Below are 18641 nucleotides of genomic sequence, written 5' to 3'. Positions count from 1 at the left end.
TACATTTATTCTCCTTTCACAAATAATAACTTGAAATATTAATTATTCATTGAATTAACTGAGCTTTTGCTGCTAGTTATTCTTTACCTACTTTTTTTCTCAATTCCATTTCAAGTCTCATTTTCATTTATTACATAATTTCTATTTCCTGAAACACATACATATTTCCTCATATTATATTTCTTTTCTTTATAAATTGAAAGATTATTCTGTCAAAATAACCCATCTATTTCAAATCCACCTCTAAGCATTTCGTTTTTTATTTATAAAAATATATGATAGCCTACCTATAAAGGAGATGAATAAATATGAGTTTATTGTATAGCGGATTAACTTTTTTAAACTTTGACGATACGTATTTATTACAAAATAAACTTCATTCTTATTCACATGAAGATATTGATTTTAGTCATTTAGAGCACGCAAACCTATATTGCGAGACCCCTTCTTTAATGCATATAAAAAGGGAGTTATATCGTAGAAAGCAAAAAGGAATCACTTTTATCGGTTCTGGAAATTATCATTATGTATCTTATTTACTACTAAAAGAAATAGATGAGCCATTTAGCCTTATTTTATTTGATCATCACACTGATATGAACTTAAAAGCAGAAAGTGACCATACTCTTATTTCTTGCGGGTCTTGGGTATCATTCGCTCTTCAAAATAACCCAAAATTAAAGAAAGTAATTATGATTGGACCTTCTTCTTTAACAATTCATTCCAATGATTATTCATGCGTAGAAGTGTTCCCAATAGATTCGCCAAACGAAGTATCTACACATACAATACTTTCGCATATTCATACAAACACTATATATGTAAGCGTCGATAAAGATGTTTTAGACTCAAAAGTAACTATTACGAATTGGGATCAAGGAAAAATGGAACTCTCTACACTTTTAAAATGTATTCATTCTCTTATAAAGAATAAAAATGTCTATGGTATCGATATCTGTGGTGAACTACCAGTTTATCCTTCTCAGCTCTTTCTAGCTAAATATACAAATGCCATTAAAAAAAATGAAAAAGCAAACTTACAAATTTTAAATTCCATATATAATACATAAAAAAACGACGAGCGTCTTATAAGGCACTCGTCGTTTTTATGCACGTTGTTCTTTTAACCACTTCGTAATCGCATCTAACCGCGAAACATCAAAACGGCTCTTTTCACACACATGTAAACTGTTCAAACTGTTTACAATTTCTAATTCATTCGATTTTACACTTTTCGCGTCAATCAGTTTACAGTACCCGTCTGTAACGGTATTTAAATTTTCATAATAACGTTGAAACGATTTTGATATATGTAAATGTTTTTCAAAGTTTCTTCTTCTTTTTGTCTCGTCACATTCTTTCCGTTTTCTCAGTTCTTCATCATTTGTATATAAATAAAAATATTGATCAGGAAAACCAATTTCCTTATTGATCAGCTTTTCTTTATAAAAGTTTTCTATTAAAGATAATGGCTGATCAAATATATCAAAATGGAAACACCAATTATAACTAAGCGGCTGATAAATATCGCCATCAAGTATTACTAATTCATATTGCTCTGACTTCTGCACTGCTATTTTCCAACGCTCTACTTGTTTTTCAAAATACCATGTTCTATGTTCGTTTTTTGGTCTTTCAAATAATACATTCACTTCAGGTATAATGTACGCACCATAATTTTTTTCTAACTCACGACACGTGCTGCTCTTACCAACCGCGCTTGCTCCCTCAAACGCTATAATCCCCATAATTTCTCCCACTTTCATTAATTTAGATCTCGTTGTTTCACTTTTCTCCCCCATAACTGTCTCCATAGAACAATGGAAGCGATAGAAAGCATGATTGTTGTTATAATACTACCCTCAATCCCGAACGAACCTCCATGAAGGAATTCCGATCCGTTTGTTACAGGTTTAAAAAGTGGTGTAGAATACATTGTCATTCCACTAACTGCAAAACCGAATACGTTATATTGCGCCCAATTCCAAATGGAATGCCATGCACATATCCCCCAAAGACTACTGTCTTTCAAAACGTAAAAAACTGCAAATACACCAACTAATATTATATTCGATATTGAAAGAATTGTAATACCTGGATTTAGTAAATGAAGAAAGCCAAATAAAAAAGAAGTAACAACAATCCCGATCCATATACGGCTTTTAACAGAAAGGACTGGAAATAACCAGCCTCGAACAACGATTTCTTCTGTTGCACCTTGTATTAAAAAAGCAACTAAAGATCCTGTAATTCCAAGTATAGCTGTTGGTGTAATTTGTTGCATTTGTAGTTGTACATTTCCTGTTAATAGAAGGAGCAAGACTGGTATTGAAATGAAAACAAAACCTAATAATGCACCTCTCAAATATTTTCTAATCCACTCGTTTCTCCAAAAGCCAATAGATGAAATAGATCTTTTCTCTACAAATCTAATCCATAAAAAAACAAAAAATATAGCTCCGCCAAACGTCAATATCATCTCAATATCACTATAAATTGCCTTCATTAAAAGTGTTTCTGTATTCGGTAAAAACAACATAAATAACATGAACAATTCACCTAAAGTTAAAAATACAATTGCAAGTATAACAGCGAATACTGGATGAACTTTTTTTCTTCCTTCTTTAGCTGCTTCAATTATTTTAAATTGAGTAAATTGCAATATTCCCGCCTCCTTAACAAATATCTCAATAATATATATCGTTTTTCTAATACAAATTCTCAATAAAAATGTTCTTAGTTTAGCATAAACCCAAATTAGGAATAATATATAAATAAAAGAGATGACTTTGTGCGTTTTACTATTATCACCAAGATTATTCACTGGTATTACCAGCACTTGCTATTTCCCACCATTTGTTGTAAGATAGTAATTAAGGTCAATTTAACACTATATTTTCTTTGCATATTATCAAGTATCAATCAGGAACATTTTGTACTACTTATTGGTTTTTGATAATATGTGAACTTTTATTTTTCATTCAAATAAGGCCGATCATATTGTAATCTTTTTAAATTTTAGGAGGCATTACCATGACATTAACAGGTAAAGTAAAATGGTTTAACAGCGAAAAAGGTTTCGGTTTCATCGAAGTTGAAGGCGGTAACGACGTATTCGTTCACTTCTCAGCTATCACTGGCGACGGCTTCAAATCTCTTGACGAAGGTCAAGAAGTTAGCTTCGAAGTTGAAGACGGTAACCGTGGACCTCAAGCTAAAAACGTTGTAAAGCTATAATTCAAACAATAAAAAGGTTGTTACCAGCACGGTTAACAACCTTTTTAATATATAACTAAAATTTTTACATAAAAGGAGTGGTTACATGTATCGCAATCGAAAGAACGATGTAGCAGAAGTACCACCAGAACAAACACCTGTTTGGGAATGTGAAGCAGAGGATTGTTTAGGATGGATGAGAAAGAACTTTTCATTTGAAGAAGAGCCTAAATGCCCTTTATGTAAAAGTAGCATGAAAAGCGGAGAACGTTTATTACCTAAGTTAGGTTAACTTTTATTTAACCCCTCTTTTATAAGAGGGGTTTTTTGTTATAAATTTATTTCTTCTACATCCGTTCGAACTATAGAATACAGCAGTGCATCATGTTGCTTATTCCCTTGATGAATATATCCACGTAATAGCCCTTCCTTATGAAACCCTATTTTAGATAACATTTTACAAGAAGTAACATTTTCAGGGTATGTAATAGCTCCAATTCTAAATAAGCCTAAATCTTGAAATCCATAATGAATAATTTCCTCGGCCGCTTCTGACGCATAACCATTCCCCCAATAACGAGGATGTAAGTCATATCCAATTTCAGATCGTTTACTCCATAGTTGTAAATTATTTAATCCAATTGTACCTACTAAAGTATTAGTTTCTTTTAATACAATCCCCCATCGTATCGCCTTTTTCTCAAAATAATTTTTTGAAAAAGATTCAATCATACGTGAAGCTTGTCCAAACTCCGTAAAAGAATTCATACCGTAATAACATGTTACCTCATCTAATGAAAAGATTTCATATATTTTTTGACAATAAGATTGTTCTATTTCAACTAAACGCAAACGTTCAGTTTCTAATATAGGAAATGCCATAGAATCATTCCTTTCTTTCTACTTATTCATTATAGCAGAAAAAATATTAATAATTAGGAAAGTCCTTAATGTCCCATTAATCAATTATTTCAAGAGTAGCTTATTCTCTTAATTCAATATGAACTAAGAGCAACCCTTCTTACTTTTATATAATTTAAAAATAAAGAGATGATCAAAATAGTATGAGTATCTCTTTATTCTATAATTTTAAAATTAATTGTATTATTTTCATCTCCATCACTCCGCTCATAATAATATGTCTTATTAATTCGATTCCTTGCTCACTTTTCCCTTCTAAAATAACATCCTACCCAATACATTTATGGTAAAATATAGTTAAAATATAATTTGTTATGGAGGTGTATATTTTCTATGTATATATTCATCGGTTTATCCCTCTTACTCATCTTACTCATATTTTTATTTGCAAAAAAGTTTGCTCCAAACTCATTCATGATGACTAGTTTTAAAGGCAATAGCTTTAAAACATTTTCAATCAGCATTTTAATCGTTGCAACTCTTTCACTTACCTATGGAATCTACCACGCAGTAACATATCAACCTAAATATTTAGATATCACACTACAAAATCAAAACTTTACTATTTTCGGTAACATTGGAGAACTTGGATATTTCTCAGAAGAGTTACTAAAAAAAGATACAGAAGTTGAACTACGTTTGGCTTCTTGGGAACAAATGCAATTAAATAATCCAGAAATAATAGTAAACTATCCTTCAGGAAAACAAGAATCATGGAAACCGAACATAACGTTACTTCCTGCTAATACATTAAAAGAGAAACACGGTATAAAAGAACTTTATCAACTCTCTCCCCATTCATTCAAAGAGTCCGGGGACATAACATTAACGATTACTGAAAATAATACAACTAATAAAAAAATCTCCATTCAAGTGAAATAAAGTGAAACTTTAATCAGTGGGGAGTTTCTTCATCACTCACTGATTATCAGCCTTCACCAATCGGATTTTTATGGGTAGCCCAACCCCCACCTAACTTCTTTGCTTTCGCTGAATTTTGAGGTGGGGGTCTTACTGCAAGCGGGATAAATAAAGCGTCCCTCTAATATTGGAAGGACGCTTTATTTATATATGTATTCTATTTTGACTGTTCATTTAATGTTGCAATTATTTCATTTGCAGTGTTCTTTCCATTTCCAATACACGCACCAATTCCGACACCGTAATATGAAGCACCAGCTAAGTATACATTCTGATAAAGATCCGTCATTTTTTCTTGTAATGTTTGGACCGCTTGATTATGTTCTAAATGATATTTCGGCATTAAATCTTTCCAATTTGTAACTTCAACTACTTCTGGTTCACCTTTAATTCCGAGACTCTTTTCAATATCATATAAAGCGACTCGTACTAATTCTTCTTCACTATAATTTTTAATCGTTTCATATACTGGATTGGTACTTTTATAAAACATTCGTACTAATAGCTTTTGTTTTCCAGATGTATGTTTCCACTTCCGGCTTGTCCATGTACAAGCATCACAATGTAAATCACTATTTTCCGTTACGATAAATCCTGTGCCATCTGCCGGTAATTGTTCATCTAGTATGTCAAACCCTAAGTAAATACTTATAAGAGATGAGTTTTTAAATGTATGAAACTGCTGATTTAACTCATTACACTGTAATAAAGATTCTGCGATATCATGCGGAGCTGCCAAGACAACATAATCAGCTTGGATTGATTCATGATTTGCAAAGGAAATTTCATAGTGATCACCTTGTTTTCTTACAGCTGTCGTTACAGTACCTTTCTTAACAACTGTCTCAGTCAGCACTTCTTCTAAACGATCAATAATCGTAGATAGTCCACCTTTAAATGATACGAACTTTTTGTTTCCTGCTGATTGAAACTGTTTTTTATTCTCTTCAAAACCTTTAATAATACTTCCATATTTATTTTTATAATCCAGTAAATACGGTAATGTCGATGCCATAGTAAGTTCATTCAATTTACCGGAATATACACCTGAAAGCACTGGGGCGATTTGTCTTTCCACTAACTCTTTCCCTAAAAAGCTTTCTAGAAATACAGCAAGTGAAGTATCTTTGGTAAACTCTTTATTTTTCGTTATGAAATCTTTTAAAGCAACAATTTTGCCTTTCGTTGATACTAGCGTACTGCTAAATAATGACTGGACGCTCATCGGTATCCCAAATATAGTATCAGAAGGAATTGGATGTAAAGTATTATCAGAATATATGTAAGAATTACCCGTTTCGTTATATACCATTTCTTCTTCTAAATTTAAATCTTTTACAAGCGGCATAACATGTTCATTGCGAGCAACGATAGAATCCGCTCCTGATTCCATAATAAAATCCTTTTCTTCTACACTATGGATTTTACCACCTAAGTACTCTTCTTTTTCTACCAGGATTAAATTTAATTCTATATTATTATCCTTTTTGAATTTTTCTAAATAAAATATAGTAGAAAGTCCCGTTATACCTCCACCGATAACAACAACTGTTTTCATATGTGCTGCGCTCCTAACCGATACAATTAATAATTCCTTTCTTATTATACCCAAAAGTCCTTATATTCGACTAGCCGCTTGCGCATTCTGTAAGAAATTAGACAATATATTCGAATAGACTCCTGGTTGATCATTATGTACTAAATGACCGGCAAACGGAATAACAGCAATATGAATGTTGTTATTTAATTGTTTGAACGTTGTAGCAGCTACAACTTCATCTTCTGAATCTCCCCCAGCAATACAAAGTGTAGGTACTTGAAGATTGGCTACATCACCAGTTTCTTCGAATGGGTACCAATCTTTAACTTGCCATGATTCAAGTAATGCTTTCCAATCACTTTTTTCATGAATTTGATTCATATACGTTACAACTTCTTCATTTTCCATCAGTTGCTGATGACAATTCGCTTCATACTCCTGAGACTCCTCCCAATTTTCTCTCTTAACTGGAAAGATACCTGAAAAAGTTAATGTTCTTACTCTATATGGATAGTTTTTTGCAAATAATAAAGCGATTAATCCTCCTAGGGAAACACCAGCTATATGACATCTATCAATTTGTAAATGTACTAACGTATCATATAAATCCTTTACGGAACTTAGGAAATAATTCTCCAATGTCCCCCCTGACTTTCCATGGCCTCTTAAATCAGGACGAATGATTTGATAATTTTTTTCTCGAAAAAATGCTACCTGCTCTTCAAATTCTACTAAACCTGTCATACCACCAGAGTGTAAAAGTACCATCGGTTCCCCTTCCCCTGAAATATGAGTATGTAAAATCATATTTACCCCTCCTTAGAAACGGAATATTCCATTTATTATAAGTATATAAAATATACATTTGAATTTCCAAATAAAAAAGAACTATAACATTTTCACATCATGTCATAGTTCTTTCTATTTTAAAAACATAAAGTAATTTATCAGTTTGTCTAATTCTTGGCTTAATGCCAATACTTTTTCATGTTGAATTCCATAATCCGATACTAAATATAAAAGTTCTTCTTTCTTTATTTCAATTACTTTTTCCAATTTCACTAATTCCATGTCGTTTTACTTCTCTCTCCAATACTAAAATGTATGTATTATAGTATAGCCTATTTACATAATTAGTAAAAGTAAAATACATATGTAAAATCTTACAAATATAAAAATAATATACTATCAACAAGAAAATTTAAATTGAGCCCTTTATATAAATCATTAAACTTCACTACGTATTAATAATAAATCGGAATTTCTCTAATGTTATATCTTTATATTTTGGAGCTCTCTTAATATGATCAAAGTAACTATATGAAAATTTAAAGACATGTCCGAAATCCCAATCAAATGCACCATAGTCTTTTAGCCAAAATTGATTTTCTGTCGGTAATATATGAGCACGTTTAGATTCGATTAAAGGTAAACAATCTATAGGTGAGTGCAAGTTTATTTCAGTATTCGGCATAAGATTTTGACTAGCACGTAATACGTATACTAGCTTTAACAGTGGACGCAACGCTCGGTAGAATATATCTCTATGCCCTAAGTCATACATTATATTTATTGCATGAGAAAAAGTAAGTAAATGACCAATTAAATCATGATGTGATTCTGCTCTATAAATAATATGAAATTGCGAGAGCTCGTTTAAAATAAATGTAGACAATTGTTTCGGATTTCTTAATTCATTTACTATCTCATCATTTATATGTAATTGTTTTACTTCCTTTGTTGTAAAACCAATCCATGATCTGCCTGGAATTGTTTTTTGAAATGATAATATAAGATTAAAAATCCCTTCAATCTCTTGATTATCTCCCCATTTTTGTAACTCTTTTATAGCTAATAAACTTAATGCAGCATAAATGACATTATGCCCCACCCAATGAAGTTCATCAATTGTTTGTTCCAATGATTTAATAATGATTTTTTCAGCACTTTGAAAATCAATTTCTTCTTTAACATTAATGACTTCACCTAATTTTTGCTTGTTCAGCATCCTTTTTGTTTGGTAATACATATTACGAGTTATCTCTTCATCCATATTGTTATCTTTCAAAAAGAAATAACTAGCAATTGCAGCTGCTCCGAAATGTGCATGCCAAATATCATTTGTTCGTCTTTTGCATTGAGAAATAATTGAAAGGCCATCTCTTAAGACAGTTTTATTTTCCATCTTTTTATCCTCCATCACTTTATACTCATCCTAAAGATGGTGTCAATACAAATAAAATATGATTAGATTCATCACTTTTATTTAAAAAACGATGTTTCACATTTGGCGGAATTCGTACAACATCACCTTCTTCTAAAAAATATTCTTTTCCTTCTAATTCCACATACACTTCCCCTTTCATAACAACAGCAATCTCTTCCTTATCTTCATGTGAATAGTGACTTTCCGTTGTATTTGCTTTTTTATTTAAATCCATCATTAACATTTCAATACGCGCTTTCATAAAATCCGGTGTTAATACATCATATACAATGTGATTATTATTCTCCCGATATACTTTTTTTCGATCTTTTTTCTTAGATATGAGTGAATCTGTATCGATTTCATTAATAAAAAGTGTAAAAAGTGGTACATTTAATGCTTTTGCAATTAATTCCAATACACTTAAAGAAGGATTCGCATTTCCTCGTTCAATTTGACTAATTAATGATGTACTAATCCCGGCATAATCAGCAAATTCACGAATCGTCATATTATTTTTCTTGCGATAACTTAATACAGTTTGTCCGAGTCTATCATGTATCATTGTAAAAACTTCCTTTCGTCCATCATATTGCATGTTTCATTACTTTTGTGCTGACATAATAAACAAAGGCAAATAATCCTTCCCTAACGTCTCAGGGACTTATATACTAACCTTTGTACATTATATCGTATTTAGTTCATTATAATAAAAGTTCTATTGGAGGGACAAACTGTGAAATCACCTATTCTTTCATATTGCATCTTATTTTTCGGCGTATTTGCCCTATCAACTTCAGCAATTTTTGTAAAATTAGCAGATGCTCCTGCGGCTATCATTGCTTTTTATCGATTATTATTTGCTGCACTCATTCTGTTACCTTTATTACTGATTAATAAAAATAAGCGAAACGAGCTAAAAACAGTAACAAAAAGACAATGGGGATTCGGATTCATATCTGGATTATTTTTAGCTGCACATTATGTACTTTGGTTTGAATCATTACAATATACTTCTGTAGCAAGTTCTACAGTAATCGTAACGCTACAACCTTTATTTTCAATGGTTGGTGGTTACTTTCTTTTTAAAGAGAGATTTACAAAAGGAGCAGTTATCGGTTGCCTTATCGCTATTTCAGGAAGTATCGTCATTGGATGGCAAGACTTCCAAATTAGCGGAGAAGCTTTATACGGGGACATTTTAGCATTTATTGCGGCCGGAATTATTACAGCTTACTTTTTCATTAGTCAACATGTTCGTAAAAATGTATCACTTATACCGTATTCAGTAATTAGTTATGGAAGTAGCGCCTGTTTTCTTGGTATATTTGCATACATGCAGCAAGAATCTTTCATCCATTACTCTACGCAAACTTGGTTGTGCTTTATTGGCTTAGCGTTTGTTGCTACAATTTTAGGTCAAACAATTTTTAATTGGTTATTAAAATGGATGAGCGCTACTGTAATCTCTATGAGTATTTTAGGAGAAACAATTGGAACTTGTATACTAGCGTACTTTATATTAAATGAGACCATTTCTTTACAACAAGGACTAGGAATTGCAATTATTTTTATTGGTTTAGCATTATTTTTAATGCAACCAAAACTGCCGAATCGCAACTAACAAAAAAAGCATGACATTATACTGTCATGCTTTTCACTATCCATTATGTACGATCAAACCATCCGGTCTAAAACGACTCATCATAATTTCATTAATAAACTTTCCGTGTGCTTTCAAATTCCCTATCTTTACTCCCTCTTCTACAAACCCAAATTTCTCATATAGAGATTTCGCTTTCGGATTCGTTTCTAAAACACCTAATTCTACTCTCTCTAACATTAACCAATTATCAGCCAAATCAAGCATTTTTGTAAGAAGCGCTTTTCCAATTCCTTTATTATGATATTCACTATCTACCCCTATAAACAAATCACCAGAATGAGATCTACGTCCTGGACTTTGGGTTAACCCAACAAATCCAACAACTTCTCCATCATACTCTGCAACAAATTCAAATTGATTTGGCGCTAAATTTCGAATTCTATTTTCCATCGCATCTACTCGCATGCTAGGTAAGAAAACCATATAAGGTAAAACATCATCTTGTATGCATATACGATGAATGGCTCTAGCATCTTGAATTTCTACCGCTCTTACTTTGATCCCCATAATTTCTTCCCTCCATATTCATTACAGTACATTTTTCTTTCCATTCTAGACCTCTAGTGAAATCCCTTCTCTTCTATGTTTCTTTATGTTATTTTTACACAATTATTTCAGTGTATCATCTGATTTACGAATACCTTATCTACACCAAATACAGGTTAACTTTTTACTTTATTATATAACTCAAATAGATTTTCAATTGGAATACCATTTATTTTCATACCGGATATATCACAATTTTCTATTTCAATATTTTTCAGATTACAATTACTAATCGTACTACCTTCTAAATCACAACTATTAAATGAAATAGGATCTTTATCTTCTCCGAGACTTGTATCTTTAAATTGAACTCCACCTAAAGTCACAAAATCAAATTTACTACCAGAAAGATTTAAATCTGCATATGAAGAATTTCTAAAATTTATATTTCTAAAATTTGATTGACTCACATTACAATTACCCATCTTCATATTCATCATATTGCTACCAACAAAGGAACTGTTTTTTAAATTCACTTGATAATACTCTGTATTTACTAGATTACAGTTTTCGTATTGGCTATTTTGCATATCTTTATTTTTTATCAGCTCCTCTTCAGCTGAATCTACAGTAATTCTTTTTACATAACAATACTCATCTTCAGATTTAAAAATGATTTCATAGCCCATTTTTTTATAAAAATGATGATTATTTATTTGTCTACTGGATGTTTCGAGATCCCAAATCCTTATGTTCGGATATTCCTCTTCTATTAATTTAATAACAAATGACCCAATTCCTTTTCCTTGATAAACAGGATCTACAAAAATACGATCAATTCGACCGTATGACTTACCGGAGATTGTGACTATAATTCCCCCGATTATTTTTTCATCCACTATCACTTTGAAAGAATCCAGCTCTTCAATCGAATATTTCATCATTTCTACTGAAGAATAGCCAGGTGGTTGGATGTTATAGTCATTAGCATTACCTTGACCGGATAGCCATCGTTTTGCTTCTTCATCAAATGTTTTTGTCATTATTTCTGTTAACTTTTCAGCATCTAAAATTGTAGCTTTTTCTATAGATATTATTGTCATTTTTGTTTTCCCCTTCATTGTTACAAAATAATAAGTTTTGTGAACGATATAGATGTAAAATACAGAAAATTAAAACCAATCAACTTATTTACTATTAAACTACAAATAACCCTATATCTTCCACTATTTATTAGTATTAATAAATAAAAAGAGATCATGCTATATAAACATGTTCTCTTCTTTTTTTCATATTCAATTGTGTATAATTAAAAATTAGATATTACTTAAGCCACTCGTTACAACTATTACTTAACTTCTGTAAATCTTCAATAAATCGACTCGCGTGATATCCATCACAAACTGAATGATGTACTTGCAATGAAACTGGTAACATAACCTTATTTTCTTCATTAAAATATTTCCCGCAAGTTATAATCGGTAATAGAAAATCACCATCATTATTAATATTTAGATTAAATCCAGTAAAACTAGCCCAAGGTATGCTAGAAATCGGAAAAACATTTGGCGGAATATTTTCTTTCGTGAAGAGACCATGAATATTAGCATAGCATCTCATATCCTCTTCATAATTTTTATAGAAAATGTAGAAATCACTAGAATAATCCGTCCATATACTTGAAAAAGATTTATCATCTTTATGGAAGATTGTATAACTTGGGATCATTTCTTCCCAATATCCTAAAGCTCCTTCATCGTTAAAACATGTTCGAAATTCTTTATGATTATTTACTACTCTAGAAATTAAATATATAAAAACGGGATAAAATTTTATTCCCTTTTGACGTAATCCCTTTAATAACCTCGTGATATCAACATTCACAGTCATACTAAACGTACATTTCAACTTTAAATAATGTTCAAAATACTGCTCTCTATTCCAATTTTCTCTGTCAATTATATGAAACCTCATTTTAATAGCCTCCTAAAATTTCATTTTATTTTAGAAGGCTAACTTTCTTGTTTTCACCACACCTATTCACTCCTTACAATTTATATTTATCCTCAAGTTTTTATTTAAGTATATAACACCTGCAAAAATCTATTCACATATTTCTTGAAATCCAACCACATACTATACATAAATCAAAAGAAATTCGGAGGATTCATACATGAATAACAAAAATGTAAATAAAAAAGAAAATGTTATCGAAAACACGACACCTATTCAAAATAATACTACTGCAAACCTTAATATCGAAGAACAAGCAATGAACGGCTTATATGGAATGCCAGAAACTGCTATTGAAGATGCTGATCACGCTGAAACTGAAGATTTGACTTCAAAAAATTAATGTACTACATAGAAAAAAGCCAAGGAAAATATCCTTGGCTTTTTTAACTATGCATCCACCTTTTGTACTTCTTCACTCTTTCTTGAAAGCTTTCCTGGCCAAAAAGCAAAGCGTCCTAGAACAACTGTAATTGCTGGTACAAGTAACGGTCTAACGATAAACGTATCTAGTAGTACACCAATTGCAGTTACTATACCAAATTGAACGAGAACTTGAATTGGAAGTGTACCTAATACTGCAAAAGTTCCTGCTAAAATTAAACCTGCTGATGTAATGACACTACCTGTTTGTATAACACCATTTTTTACTGCATCCAAATGATTTTGTGTCTTTCTATTTTTCCATATTTCTGAAACCATAAAGATATTATAATCTTCACCTAAAGCAACTAAAAATACGAATGCGTATAACGGTATTGCACCTTGAATGGCCGGTGCCCCCATACCGAAGTGAAGTAATATCCACCCTGCTCCTAATGCCGAGAAGAACGATAATACAACAGTTACAATTAAATAAATCATCGCAACAATTGATCGTAAGTAAACAAGTAATAATAAAGCTATAATACTAATCATTACTGGAATGATAACTGCTTCATCACGTTCCGTAATTTGCTTTGTATCATATAATGACGCTGTTTCTCCGCCAATCCATAGTTGATCTTCTGCATTATTAACCCCAGCATCTTTTAATACTTTTTCTACACTGTTTTTCAATTTAGGGATTTGATCTAATGCTTCAATTGAGTATGGATTTTCAGCTAAAGAAACCTCATACATTTTAATTTGCTTATTTTCTTTGCCCTCTTTTGGATCTTTCACAGTTTTTACGAAATAAAATTTCTCTAGTTCTTCTTTAATAGGAAGCCCTTTTCCTTTCGTATCAACAACAACTTTTACTGGCGCTAATTCACCAGCTGAGAAATGATCACTAATTAACGTAAACCCTTCACGGGAAGGCATATCTTTAGGAAACGATTCTAATAAGTCATATGTGTATTGAATACGTGGTACAAATGATGCCAATCCACCTAATACAAATACAGTGAGCATAATTATTGTCCACGGTCTTCGTACTACAACATCACCAAGTTTTTTACTAAAGGCACCTTTTGATTTTTTCACTTTTACTACTTTCTTTTTCTTTCTTGCTAATTCCTCATTCATCGAAGTTGTTCTCGGTATAAACGGGAAGAATGCCGCTCTACCGAAAATTAATAAAAATGCAGGAAGAATTGTTAAAGCAGCAATTCCCATTATGAATACAGCAACACTAAATGGTACTGCAAATCGATGAAAGGCACCATAATGAGCAAGTAATAATGTTCCTAATCCAAGTACAACAGTTAATGCACTCATTATAATTGCTCCGCCAGAAGCTTTAATTGCAAGTTGCAATGCCTTATATTTATTTTCTTCTTCTAACAAGTACTCCCGATATCTCGAAATTAAAAATAGACAATAATCCGTTCCAGCACCAAACAATAATACTGTCATAATTGATATCGCCTGGGCATCTACTTTAATCCATCCGTGATCAGCTAAAAAACCAAGTGTAGGACTAATAATACCGTATGCAAAGCCAACAACAAGTAAAGGTAAAATTGCTAAAATTGGTGAACGATACAGTAAAATTAATAGGACTAATACGAGTAGTACAGTTGCAATTAATAATTTCACATCTGCTTGACTAAACAAACTAACTGCATCTGTTTGAATGCCTACTGGTCCAGATAATCGAACATGTAATCCAGAATCACTTATTTTTTGTTTAAATGGATCTTCATCGACCTTACTATTCACTATCTTTCTTAAATCATCAAGATTTCCTTTTAATATATCTGTTCCAGCAGCCTTGTTAAAGAATACTGGTGTAACAAATGATGTACCATCTTTTGATGCACTTTTTGATAATACTTGTTCCGGGATTGTATCAAATGGTGGTAATGTTGATTGTTCCTTTAAAGGACTAGCTTTTAACTCTTTATAAACGTCTTGTATGAGTTTATAATCCTGCGACTGTAATCCACCATCTCTATACCATACTACTAATAAAGGATTCCCTGCATTATTCGGAAACTCTTTTTTCATAATTGCTTCCGCTTGCTGCGACATAGCTGTTTCAGGTAAATTTTTCGGATTCGGTTCTTTCGTACTGTTTACTTGTGGTAACGTAAATGAAAGTACTAATGTAATAAGAATCCATACCGATAAAGTTATCCATTGTGTATGTTTCCCTGCTACAAGCCTCCCTAACATATGTAACGGGTGCTTTTTCATAAAAACCCACCTTTCTTTTCTCTTCCACTTTTAATTATATATACTGGTCGGTTAATTAATCAAGAATGAATAAAAATTTGTGTTATAATTATCTCAACAATACATGTCAGGAGCGAATAGATTTGGAACAAAAACAACGTCCTCTTGGAAGGCCTCGTCAAAATAAAAATACAAAATCTACAAAAGAAACCATTTTGGAAGTGGCAACTCGGCTATTTCTTACTCAAAATTATCAAGTCGTTTCCATGGATGAAGTCGCAAAAGTTTGTGGTGTTACGAAAGCAACCGTATACTATTACTATTCAACAAAAGCAGATTTATTTACCGCTACTATGATTCAAATGATGGTACGTATACGCGAGAATATGTCTCAAATCCTTTCTACAAATAAGACTTTAAAAGAAAGATTATTGGACTTCGCTAAAGTCTACTTACACGCAACAATGGATATTGATATGAAAAATTTTATGAAAGATGCAAAACTATCGTTATCTGAAGAACAATTGAAACAATTAAAAAATGCTGAAGATAGCATGTATGAAGTGCTAGAAAAAGCACTCGATAACGCGATGCAAATTGGAGAAATCCCAAAAGGAAATGCTAAGTTTGCGGCTCATGCTTTCGTATCTTTATTATCAATTGGGAACTTTAAAGATGAAAATCACAATCCTATTCTTACAAATATAGATGAATTAGCGCAAGAAATCGTTTCTTTTTATTGGAACGGATTAGGATGTTAATATTACTAAATTTCATTTAATAAAAAAGCATGTGTGAAAAAATTCAAACATGCTTTTTTATTATTTATATACTCGTAATTAAATTATATTTTAGCACTATTTAACAAAAAAATTTCCCTTCACACCTTTACAACTTTTGAATTTGAACATTTATATTCTCCTTACTTAATCCACCATGATAACAAACTACAGATTCAATATCTAAATTTAAATACTTTTTCAAAGACTGCTGTGCTTCTTTAATATTTAAAGTTGTTGGGGTGTGAATTCCTCCTAACTTTCCATTCACACTATACATCGAGTCTCCTGCAATAAGAGTTTTACTTTGTTTCAAATATAAACTAATATGCCCCGGCGTATGCCCTGGAGTATGTAGAATTAGTATCCCACCGCAATACGAAAGTTCTTGCCCGTCAATCACAGTATTACTCACTTTTCCTTGTGGTGGATTCTCAATTTTTTCATCCTTCAATAAAGGTAAATCTCCCTCAATATATGGCTTATCTAACTCGTGCGCATAAACTTTAATATTACTTCCACAGCGTTGCAATAACTCCGGAAGACTACCTATATGATCTATATCCTGATGCGTCAAAATCACCACTTTTAACTTATCAAATGATACCCCAACCTTTTCCATCCCTACTTGTATATCTTCAAATTGTCCAGGAAAACCAGTATCTATTAAAACTGCCATTTCATCATCCCATAAAAGAATTGGGTGAATAATAAATTCTTGAAACTCAAGTTGTAACATTTCTACCCCTTTAGCAATCTCCATATAGCAACTCTCCTTTATACTGAAGTTTGAAGATATGTACGATTAAACTGGAAATATAAAGCTCTACTATCTTATAATATGTTTTGTCATGCCAACAGAAAACGCCTGAAACCCTATAGATTCATAATAAGATTGTAATTTTTCCACACACATAAGTTGGGGAATAACCTTGTTTTGTTCACAGTGCTGGATTAATCGTTCTACTATTTCTTTTCCAATACCAATGTACTGATACTCTGGCAATACACAAACACCACAAATAACGCCCGTAATTACACCATCTGATATAATACGCCCCATCCCTACTAGCTTCTTATCATCAAAAGCATACATTGCATACCAACTTTGTTTACACATTTGTTCTAATTCGTTAACCGTTAATTGAAGAGAATTCCAACCTAAAGATTCATATACAGTTAATAATCCATTGAAATTTGTTGGGTGTTCTATTGTGTAATTTATACTATTATTCATGTAAATACTCCTAACTCTATCGATTGTTTATATTTTATAAAAAGGGTAATTTTATAAAATATAAACAAACTTCCATAACAACAATATAATTCCTTCTCAACATAAAATAAAAAGAAGCTAACTTCTCCTCAGTTAACTTCTTTTATATAAATCCATCATTATATTATTAACCAAAAATCATACAACTACAGACGATCAGGACAAACAACACTAATAAACTGTTTGAGAAATAACCCATATAATACTACCCCTTTATTTCATTATGTTTTAGATTTTACCATAAATTTTTTTACAGCATAATAACTGAAAAAGACATTGTATTCATTAGTTAAATATACTAGGTAATATTTAATTTTAATCATAGACTACTTTATAGATACTTATCCTATTACGATAGTTCACATAACTTCAAAAGAATAAGTGCATATATAAGATCACAATTTATCTAAGGCTTCTTTACTTATTTTTCAACTGTGCTAATTGATAACTTACGATTTCCTCAAATAAATGTAATACCTTCACAAAAAGAGTATTCACTACTATTACTCTAATCATTCAAAACTCTCCCTGTAATGTATTTAAGCTCTATCCTCATTTATATTAATATCTTTCTTATTCGAAAATAGATTTTTAAAAATCCCTACCCCTACAATTAATAGAACAATTCCAATTAATTTATTTATTTGTAAGGGAACCCTCTCTATTCCAAATAATCCAAATGTATCAATGCATAGAGCAACAACTAATTGAGTAATAAGACTAATGAGCACCGTATACGCTGGTCCTAAACTCTTGATTGCACCCATGATACAAATAATTAAACCGATGCCAAACAATCCACTTACATAAAACAAGTAATTTGTAGTATACACTTTAATGCTAATACTGTTTTCTGCAATAATATAAAATAGAATAGAACTTATGAGACCTATTCCAAGAACACATGTTGTTGTTAACCACTGTCCTACACTTTCATTTACCTTTGCGTTAAAAACAGATTGTACGCTAATTAATATTCCTGCTACTATAGCTAAACTAAATCCAATCATACTCCC

At 31.6% G+C, this 18641-nt stretch carries 22 protein-coding genes; 7 read left to right on the top strand and 15 right to left on the bottom strand.

Annotated elements, in window-relative coordinates:
- Window positions 1-308: 308 nt before the first annotated feature.
- Complete coding sequence (locus AC3WTI_RS02840) at window positions 309-1070, top strand: arginase family protein (RefSeq protein WP_087956451.1); 762 nt, start codon at window positions 309-311, stop codon at window positions 1068-1070.
- A 36-nt stretch (window positions 1071-1106) separates the two neighbouring features.
- Here AC3WTI_RS02840 and AC3WTI_RS02835 read toward each other — a convergent pair whose 3' ends face one another.
- Together AC3WTI_RS02835 and AC3WTI_RS02830 are read right to left on the bottom strand one after the other, a co-directional pair.
- Window positions 1107-1802 (bottom strand): nucleoside/nucleotide kinase family protein, encoded by a 696-nt coding sequence (locus AC3WTI_RS02835; protein WP_253621558.1) that lies wholly within the window; start codon window positions 1800-1802, stop codon window positions 1107-1109.
- Window positions 1766-2662, bottom strand: coding sequence for a CPBP family intramembrane glutamic endopeptidase (locus AC3WTI_RS02830; protein WP_087956450.1), 897 nt, complete (start codon window positions 2660-2662; stop codon window positions 1766-1768). The genes AC3WTI_RS02835 and AC3WTI_RS02830 overlap by 37 nt, the downstream gene beginning before the upstream one ends.
- Window positions 2663-3033: 371 nt before the next feature.
- On the opposite strand from AC3WTI_RS02830, the gene cspD reads away from it, so the two are divergent.
- A complete protein-coding gene (gene cspD, locus AC3WTI_RS02825; RefSeq protein WP_000176368.1) occupies window positions 3034-3237 on the top strand; it encodes a cold-shock protein CspD in 204 nt (67 codons plus the stop codon).
- 85 nt (window positions 3238-3322) lie between these two features.
- Window positions 3323-3508 carry a cold-shock protein gene (locus tag AC3WTI_RS02820; protein WP_000286198.1) on the top strand — a complete coding sequence of 62 codons (186 nt, stop codon included), beginning with the start codon at window positions 3323-3325 and terminating at the stop codon, window positions 3506-3508.
- Between the two features lie 38 nt (window positions 3509-3546).
- On the opposite strand, the gene AC3WTI_RS02815 is transcribed toward AC3WTI_RS02820, so the two are convergent.
- Window positions 3547-4098, bottom strand: coding sequence for a GNAT family N-acetyltransferase (locus AC3WTI_RS02815; RefSeq protein ID WP_048529068.1), 552 nt, complete (start codon window positions 4096-4098; stop codon window positions 3547-3549).
- 372 nt (window positions 4099-4470) lie between these two features.
- Here AC3WTI_RS02815 and AC3WTI_RS02810 point away from each other — a divergent pair, with 372 nt between their 5' ends.
- Complete coding sequence (locus AC3WTI_RS02810; protein WP_492304298.1) at window positions 4471-5019, top strand: hypothetical protein; 549 nt, start codon at window positions 4471-4473, stop codon at window positions 5017-5019.
- Between the two features lie 196 nt (window positions 5020-5215).
- Here the strand turns inward: AC3WTI_RS02810 and AC3WTI_RS02805 are convergent, their stop codons facing one another.
- The 5 genes from AC3WTI_RS02805 to AC3WTI_RS02785 all read right to left on the bottom strand — a co-directional run bounded on the left by AC3WTI_RS02805 (window position 5216) and on the right by AC3WTI_RS02785 (window position 9369).
- Entirely contained in the window at window positions 5216-6616 is a 1401-nt protein-coding gene (locus AC3WTI_RS02805; protein WP_087956448.1) for a protoporphyrinogen oxidase, read from the bottom strand.
- 60 nt (window positions 6617-6676) lie between these two features.
- Window positions 6677-7405: an alpha/beta fold hydrolase gene (locus AC3WTI_RS02800; RefSeq protein WP_087956447.1), complete on the bottom strand. Its 729-nt coding sequence runs from the start codon at window positions 7403-7405 to the stop codon at window positions 6677-6679.
- Between the two features lie 114 nt (window positions 7406-7519).
- A complete protein-coding gene (locus AC3WTI_RS02795) occupies window positions 7520-7669 on the bottom strand; it encodes an aspartyl-phosphate phosphatase Spo0E family protein (RefSeq protein WP_072191050.1) in 150 nt (49 codons plus the stop codon).
- Window positions 7670-7835: 166 nt separating this feature from the next.
- Window positions 7836-8783: a hypothetical protein gene (locus tag AC3WTI_RS02790; RefSeq protein WP_087956446.1), complete on the bottom strand. Its 948-nt coding sequence runs from the start codon at window positions 8781-8783 to the stop codon at window positions 7836-7838.
- 25 nt (window positions 8784-8808) lie between these two features.
- The gene (locus tag AC3WTI_RS02785; RefSeq protein ID WP_253621557.1) at window positions 8809-9369 is read right to left on the bottom strand and encodes a helix-turn-helix domain-containing protein; all 561 of its coding nucleotides are present in this window, start codon (window positions 9367-9369) and stop codon (window positions 8809-8811) included.
- Window positions 9370-9540: 171 nt separating this feature from the next.
- On the opposite strand from AC3WTI_RS02785, the gene AC3WTI_RS02780 reads away from it, so the two are divergent.
- Window positions 9541-10428, top strand: coding sequence for a DMT family transporter (locus AC3WTI_RS02780; protein ID WP_087956444.1), 888 nt, complete (start codon window positions 9541-9543; stop codon window positions 10426-10428).
- A 36-nt stretch (window positions 10429-10464) separates the two neighbouring features.
- Here the strand turns inward: AC3WTI_RS02780 and AC3WTI_RS02775 are convergent, their stop codons facing one another.
- The 3 genes from AC3WTI_RS02775 to catA all read right to left on the bottom strand — a co-directional run bounded on the left by AC3WTI_RS02775 (window position 10465) and on the right by catA (window position 12930).
- Complete coding sequence (locus tag AC3WTI_RS02775; protein ID WP_087956443.1) at window positions 10465-10977, bottom strand: GNAT family N-acetyltransferase; 513 nt, start codon at window positions 10975-10977, stop codon at window positions 10465-10467.
- 155 nt (window positions 10978-11132) lie between these two features.
- Entirely contained in the window at window positions 11133-12077 is a 945-nt protein-coding gene (locus AC3WTI_RS02770) for a GNAT family N-acetyltransferase (RefSeq protein ID WP_142286507.1), read from the bottom strand.
- A gap of 202 nt (window positions 12078-12279) precedes the next feature.
- The gene (gene catA, locus AC3WTI_RS02765) at window positions 12280-12930 is read right to left on the bottom strand and encodes a type A chloramphenicol O-acetyltransferase (RefSeq protein WP_087956441.1); all 651 of its coding nucleotides are present in this window, start codon (window positions 12928-12930) and stop codon (window positions 12280-12282) included.
- A 199-nt stretch (window positions 12931-13129) separates the two neighbouring features.
- Here catA and AC3WTI_RS02760 point away from each other — a divergent pair, with 199 nt between their 5' ends.
- Window positions 13130-13312: a DUF4021 domain-containing protein gene (locus AC3WTI_RS02760; RefSeq protein WP_087956440.1), complete on the top strand. Its 183-nt coding sequence runs from the start codon at window positions 13130-13132 to the stop codon at window positions 13310-13312.
- Window positions 13313-13359: 47 nt separating this feature from the next.
- Here AC3WTI_RS02760 and AC3WTI_RS02755 read toward each other — a convergent pair whose 3' ends face one another.
- Window positions 13360-15591 (bottom strand): MMPL family transporter, encoded by a 2232-nt coding sequence (locus tag AC3WTI_RS02755; protein ID WP_087956439.1) that lies wholly within the window; start codon window positions 15589-15591, stop codon window positions 13360-13362.
- Window positions 15592-15707: 116 nt separating this feature from the next.
- Here AC3WTI_RS02755 and AC3WTI_RS02750 point away from each other — a divergent pair, with 116 nt between their 5' ends.
- A complete protein-coding gene (locus tag AC3WTI_RS02750) occupies window positions 15708-16331 on the top strand; it encodes a TetR/AcrR family transcriptional regulator (RefSeq protein WP_087956643.1) in 624 nt (207 codons plus the stop codon).
- 127 nt (window positions 16332-16458) lie between these two features.
- Here AC3WTI_RS02750 and AC3WTI_RS02745 read toward each other — a convergent pair whose 3' ends face one another.
- From AC3WTI_RS02745 to AC3WTI_RS02735, 3 genes are all read right to left on the bottom strand, one after another.
- Window positions 16459-17112: an MBL fold metallo-hydrolase gene (locus tag AC3WTI_RS02745; protein WP_087956438.1), complete on the bottom strand. Its 654-nt coding sequence runs from the start codon at window positions 17110-17112 to the stop codon at window positions 16459-16461.
- A gap of 66 nt (window positions 17113-17178) precedes the next feature.
- The gene (locus tag AC3WTI_RS02740) at window positions 17179-17586 is read right to left on the bottom strand and encodes a GNAT family N-acetyltransferase (RefSeq protein ID WP_087956437.1); all 408 of its coding nucleotides are present in this window, start codon (window positions 17584-17586) and stop codon (window positions 17179-17181) included.
- Between the two features lie 578 nt (window positions 17587-18164).
- Window positions 18165-18635 carry a DMT family transporter gene (locus AC3WTI_RS02735; RefSeq protein ID WP_087956436.1) on the bottom strand — a complete coding sequence of 157 codons (471 nt, stop codon included), beginning with the start codon at window positions 18633-18635 and terminating at the stop codon, window positions 18165-18167.
- Window positions 18636-18641 lie beyond the last annotated feature (6 nt).

This window comes from Bacillus sp. EB106-02-03-XG38, assembly GCF_058792175.1.
This window is presented reverse-complemented; position numbering and strand designations above follow the sequence as displayed.

What these genes read in the sequence shown, in the direction of transcription:
- cspD (WP_000176368.1), top strand. Translation starts at nt 3,034, where the DNA reads ATGACATTAACAGGTAAAGTAAAATGGTTTAACAGCGAAAAAGGTTTC.
- AC3WTI_RS02770 (WP_142286507.1), bottom strand. Translation starts at nt 12,077, where the DNA reads ATGAAGGGGAAAACAAAAATGACAATAATATCTATAGAAAAAGCTACA.
- AC3WTI_RS02815 (WP_048529068.1), bottom strand. Translation starts at nt 4,098, where the DNA reads ATGGCATTTCCTATATTAGAAACTGAACGTTTGCGTTTAGTTGAAATA.
- AC3WTI_RS02795 (WP_072191050.1), bottom strand. Translation starts at nt 7,669, where the DNA reads ATGGAATTAGTGAAATTGGAAAAAGTAATTGAAATAAAGAAAGAAGAA.
- AC3WTI_RS02835 (WP_253621558.1), bottom strand. Translation starts at nt 1,802, where the DNA reads ATGGGGGAGAAAAGTGAAACAACGAGATCTAAATTAATGAAAGTGGGA.
- AC3WTI_RS02820 (WP_000286198.1), top strand. Translation starts at nt 3,323, where the DNA reads ATGTATCGCAATCGAAAGAACGATGTAGCAGAAGTACCACCAGAACAA.
- AC3WTI_RS02760 (WP_087956440.1), top strand. Translation starts at nt 13,130, where the DNA reads ATGAATAACAAAAATGTAAATAAAAAAGAAAATGTTATCGAAAACACG.
- AC3WTI_RS02840 (WP_087956451.1), top strand. Translation starts at nt 309, where the DNA reads ATGAGTTTATTGTATAGCGGATTAACTTTTTTAAACTTTGACGATACG.
- AC3WTI_RS02745 (WP_087956438.1), bottom strand. Translation starts at nt 17,112, where the DNA reads ATGGAGATTGCTAAAGGGGTAGAAATGTTACAACTTGAGTTTCAAGAA.
- AC3WTI_RS02800 (WP_087956447.1), bottom strand. Translation starts at nt 7,405, where the DNA reads ATGATTTTACATACTCATATTTCAGGGGAAGGGGAACCGATGGTACTT.
- catA (WP_087956441.1), bottom strand. Translation starts at nt 12,930, where the DNA reads ATGAGGTTTCATATAATTGACAGAGAAAATTGGAATAGAGAGCAGTAT.
- AC3WTI_RS02740 (WP_087956437.1), bottom strand. Translation starts at nt 17,586, where the DNA reads ATGAATAATAGTATAAATTACACAATAGAACACCCAACAAATTTCAAT.
- AC3WTI_RS02810 (WP_492304298.1), top strand. Translation starts at nt 4,471, where the DNA reads ATGTATATATTCATCGGTTTATCCCTCTTACTCATCTTACTCATATTT.
- AC3WTI_RS02805 (WP_087956448.1), bottom strand. Translation starts at nt 6,616, where the DNA reads ATGAAAACAGTTGTTGTTATCGGTGGAGGTATAACGGGACTTTCTACT.
- AC3WTI_RS02775 (WP_087956443.1), bottom strand. Translation starts at nt 10,977, where the DNA reads ATGGGGATCAAAGTAAGAGCGGTAGAAATTCAAGATGCTAGAGCCATT.
- AC3WTI_RS02735 (WP_087956436.1), bottom strand. Translation starts at nt 18,635, where the DNA reads ATGATTGGATTTAGTTTAGCTATAGTAGCAGGAATATTAATTAGCGTA.
- AC3WTI_RS02755 (WP_087956439.1), bottom strand. Translation starts at nt 15,591, where the DNA reads ATGAAAAAGCACCCGTTACATATGTTAGGGAGGCTTGTAGCAGGGAAA.
- AC3WTI_RS02790 (WP_087956446.1), bottom strand. Translation starts at nt 8,783, where the DNA reads ATGGAAAATAAAACTGTCTTAAGAGATGGCCTTTCAATTATTTCTCAA.
- AC3WTI_RS02785 (WP_253621557.1), bottom strand. Translation starts at nt 9,369, where the DNA reads ATGATACATGATAGACTCGGACAAACTGTATTAAGTTATCGCAAGAAA.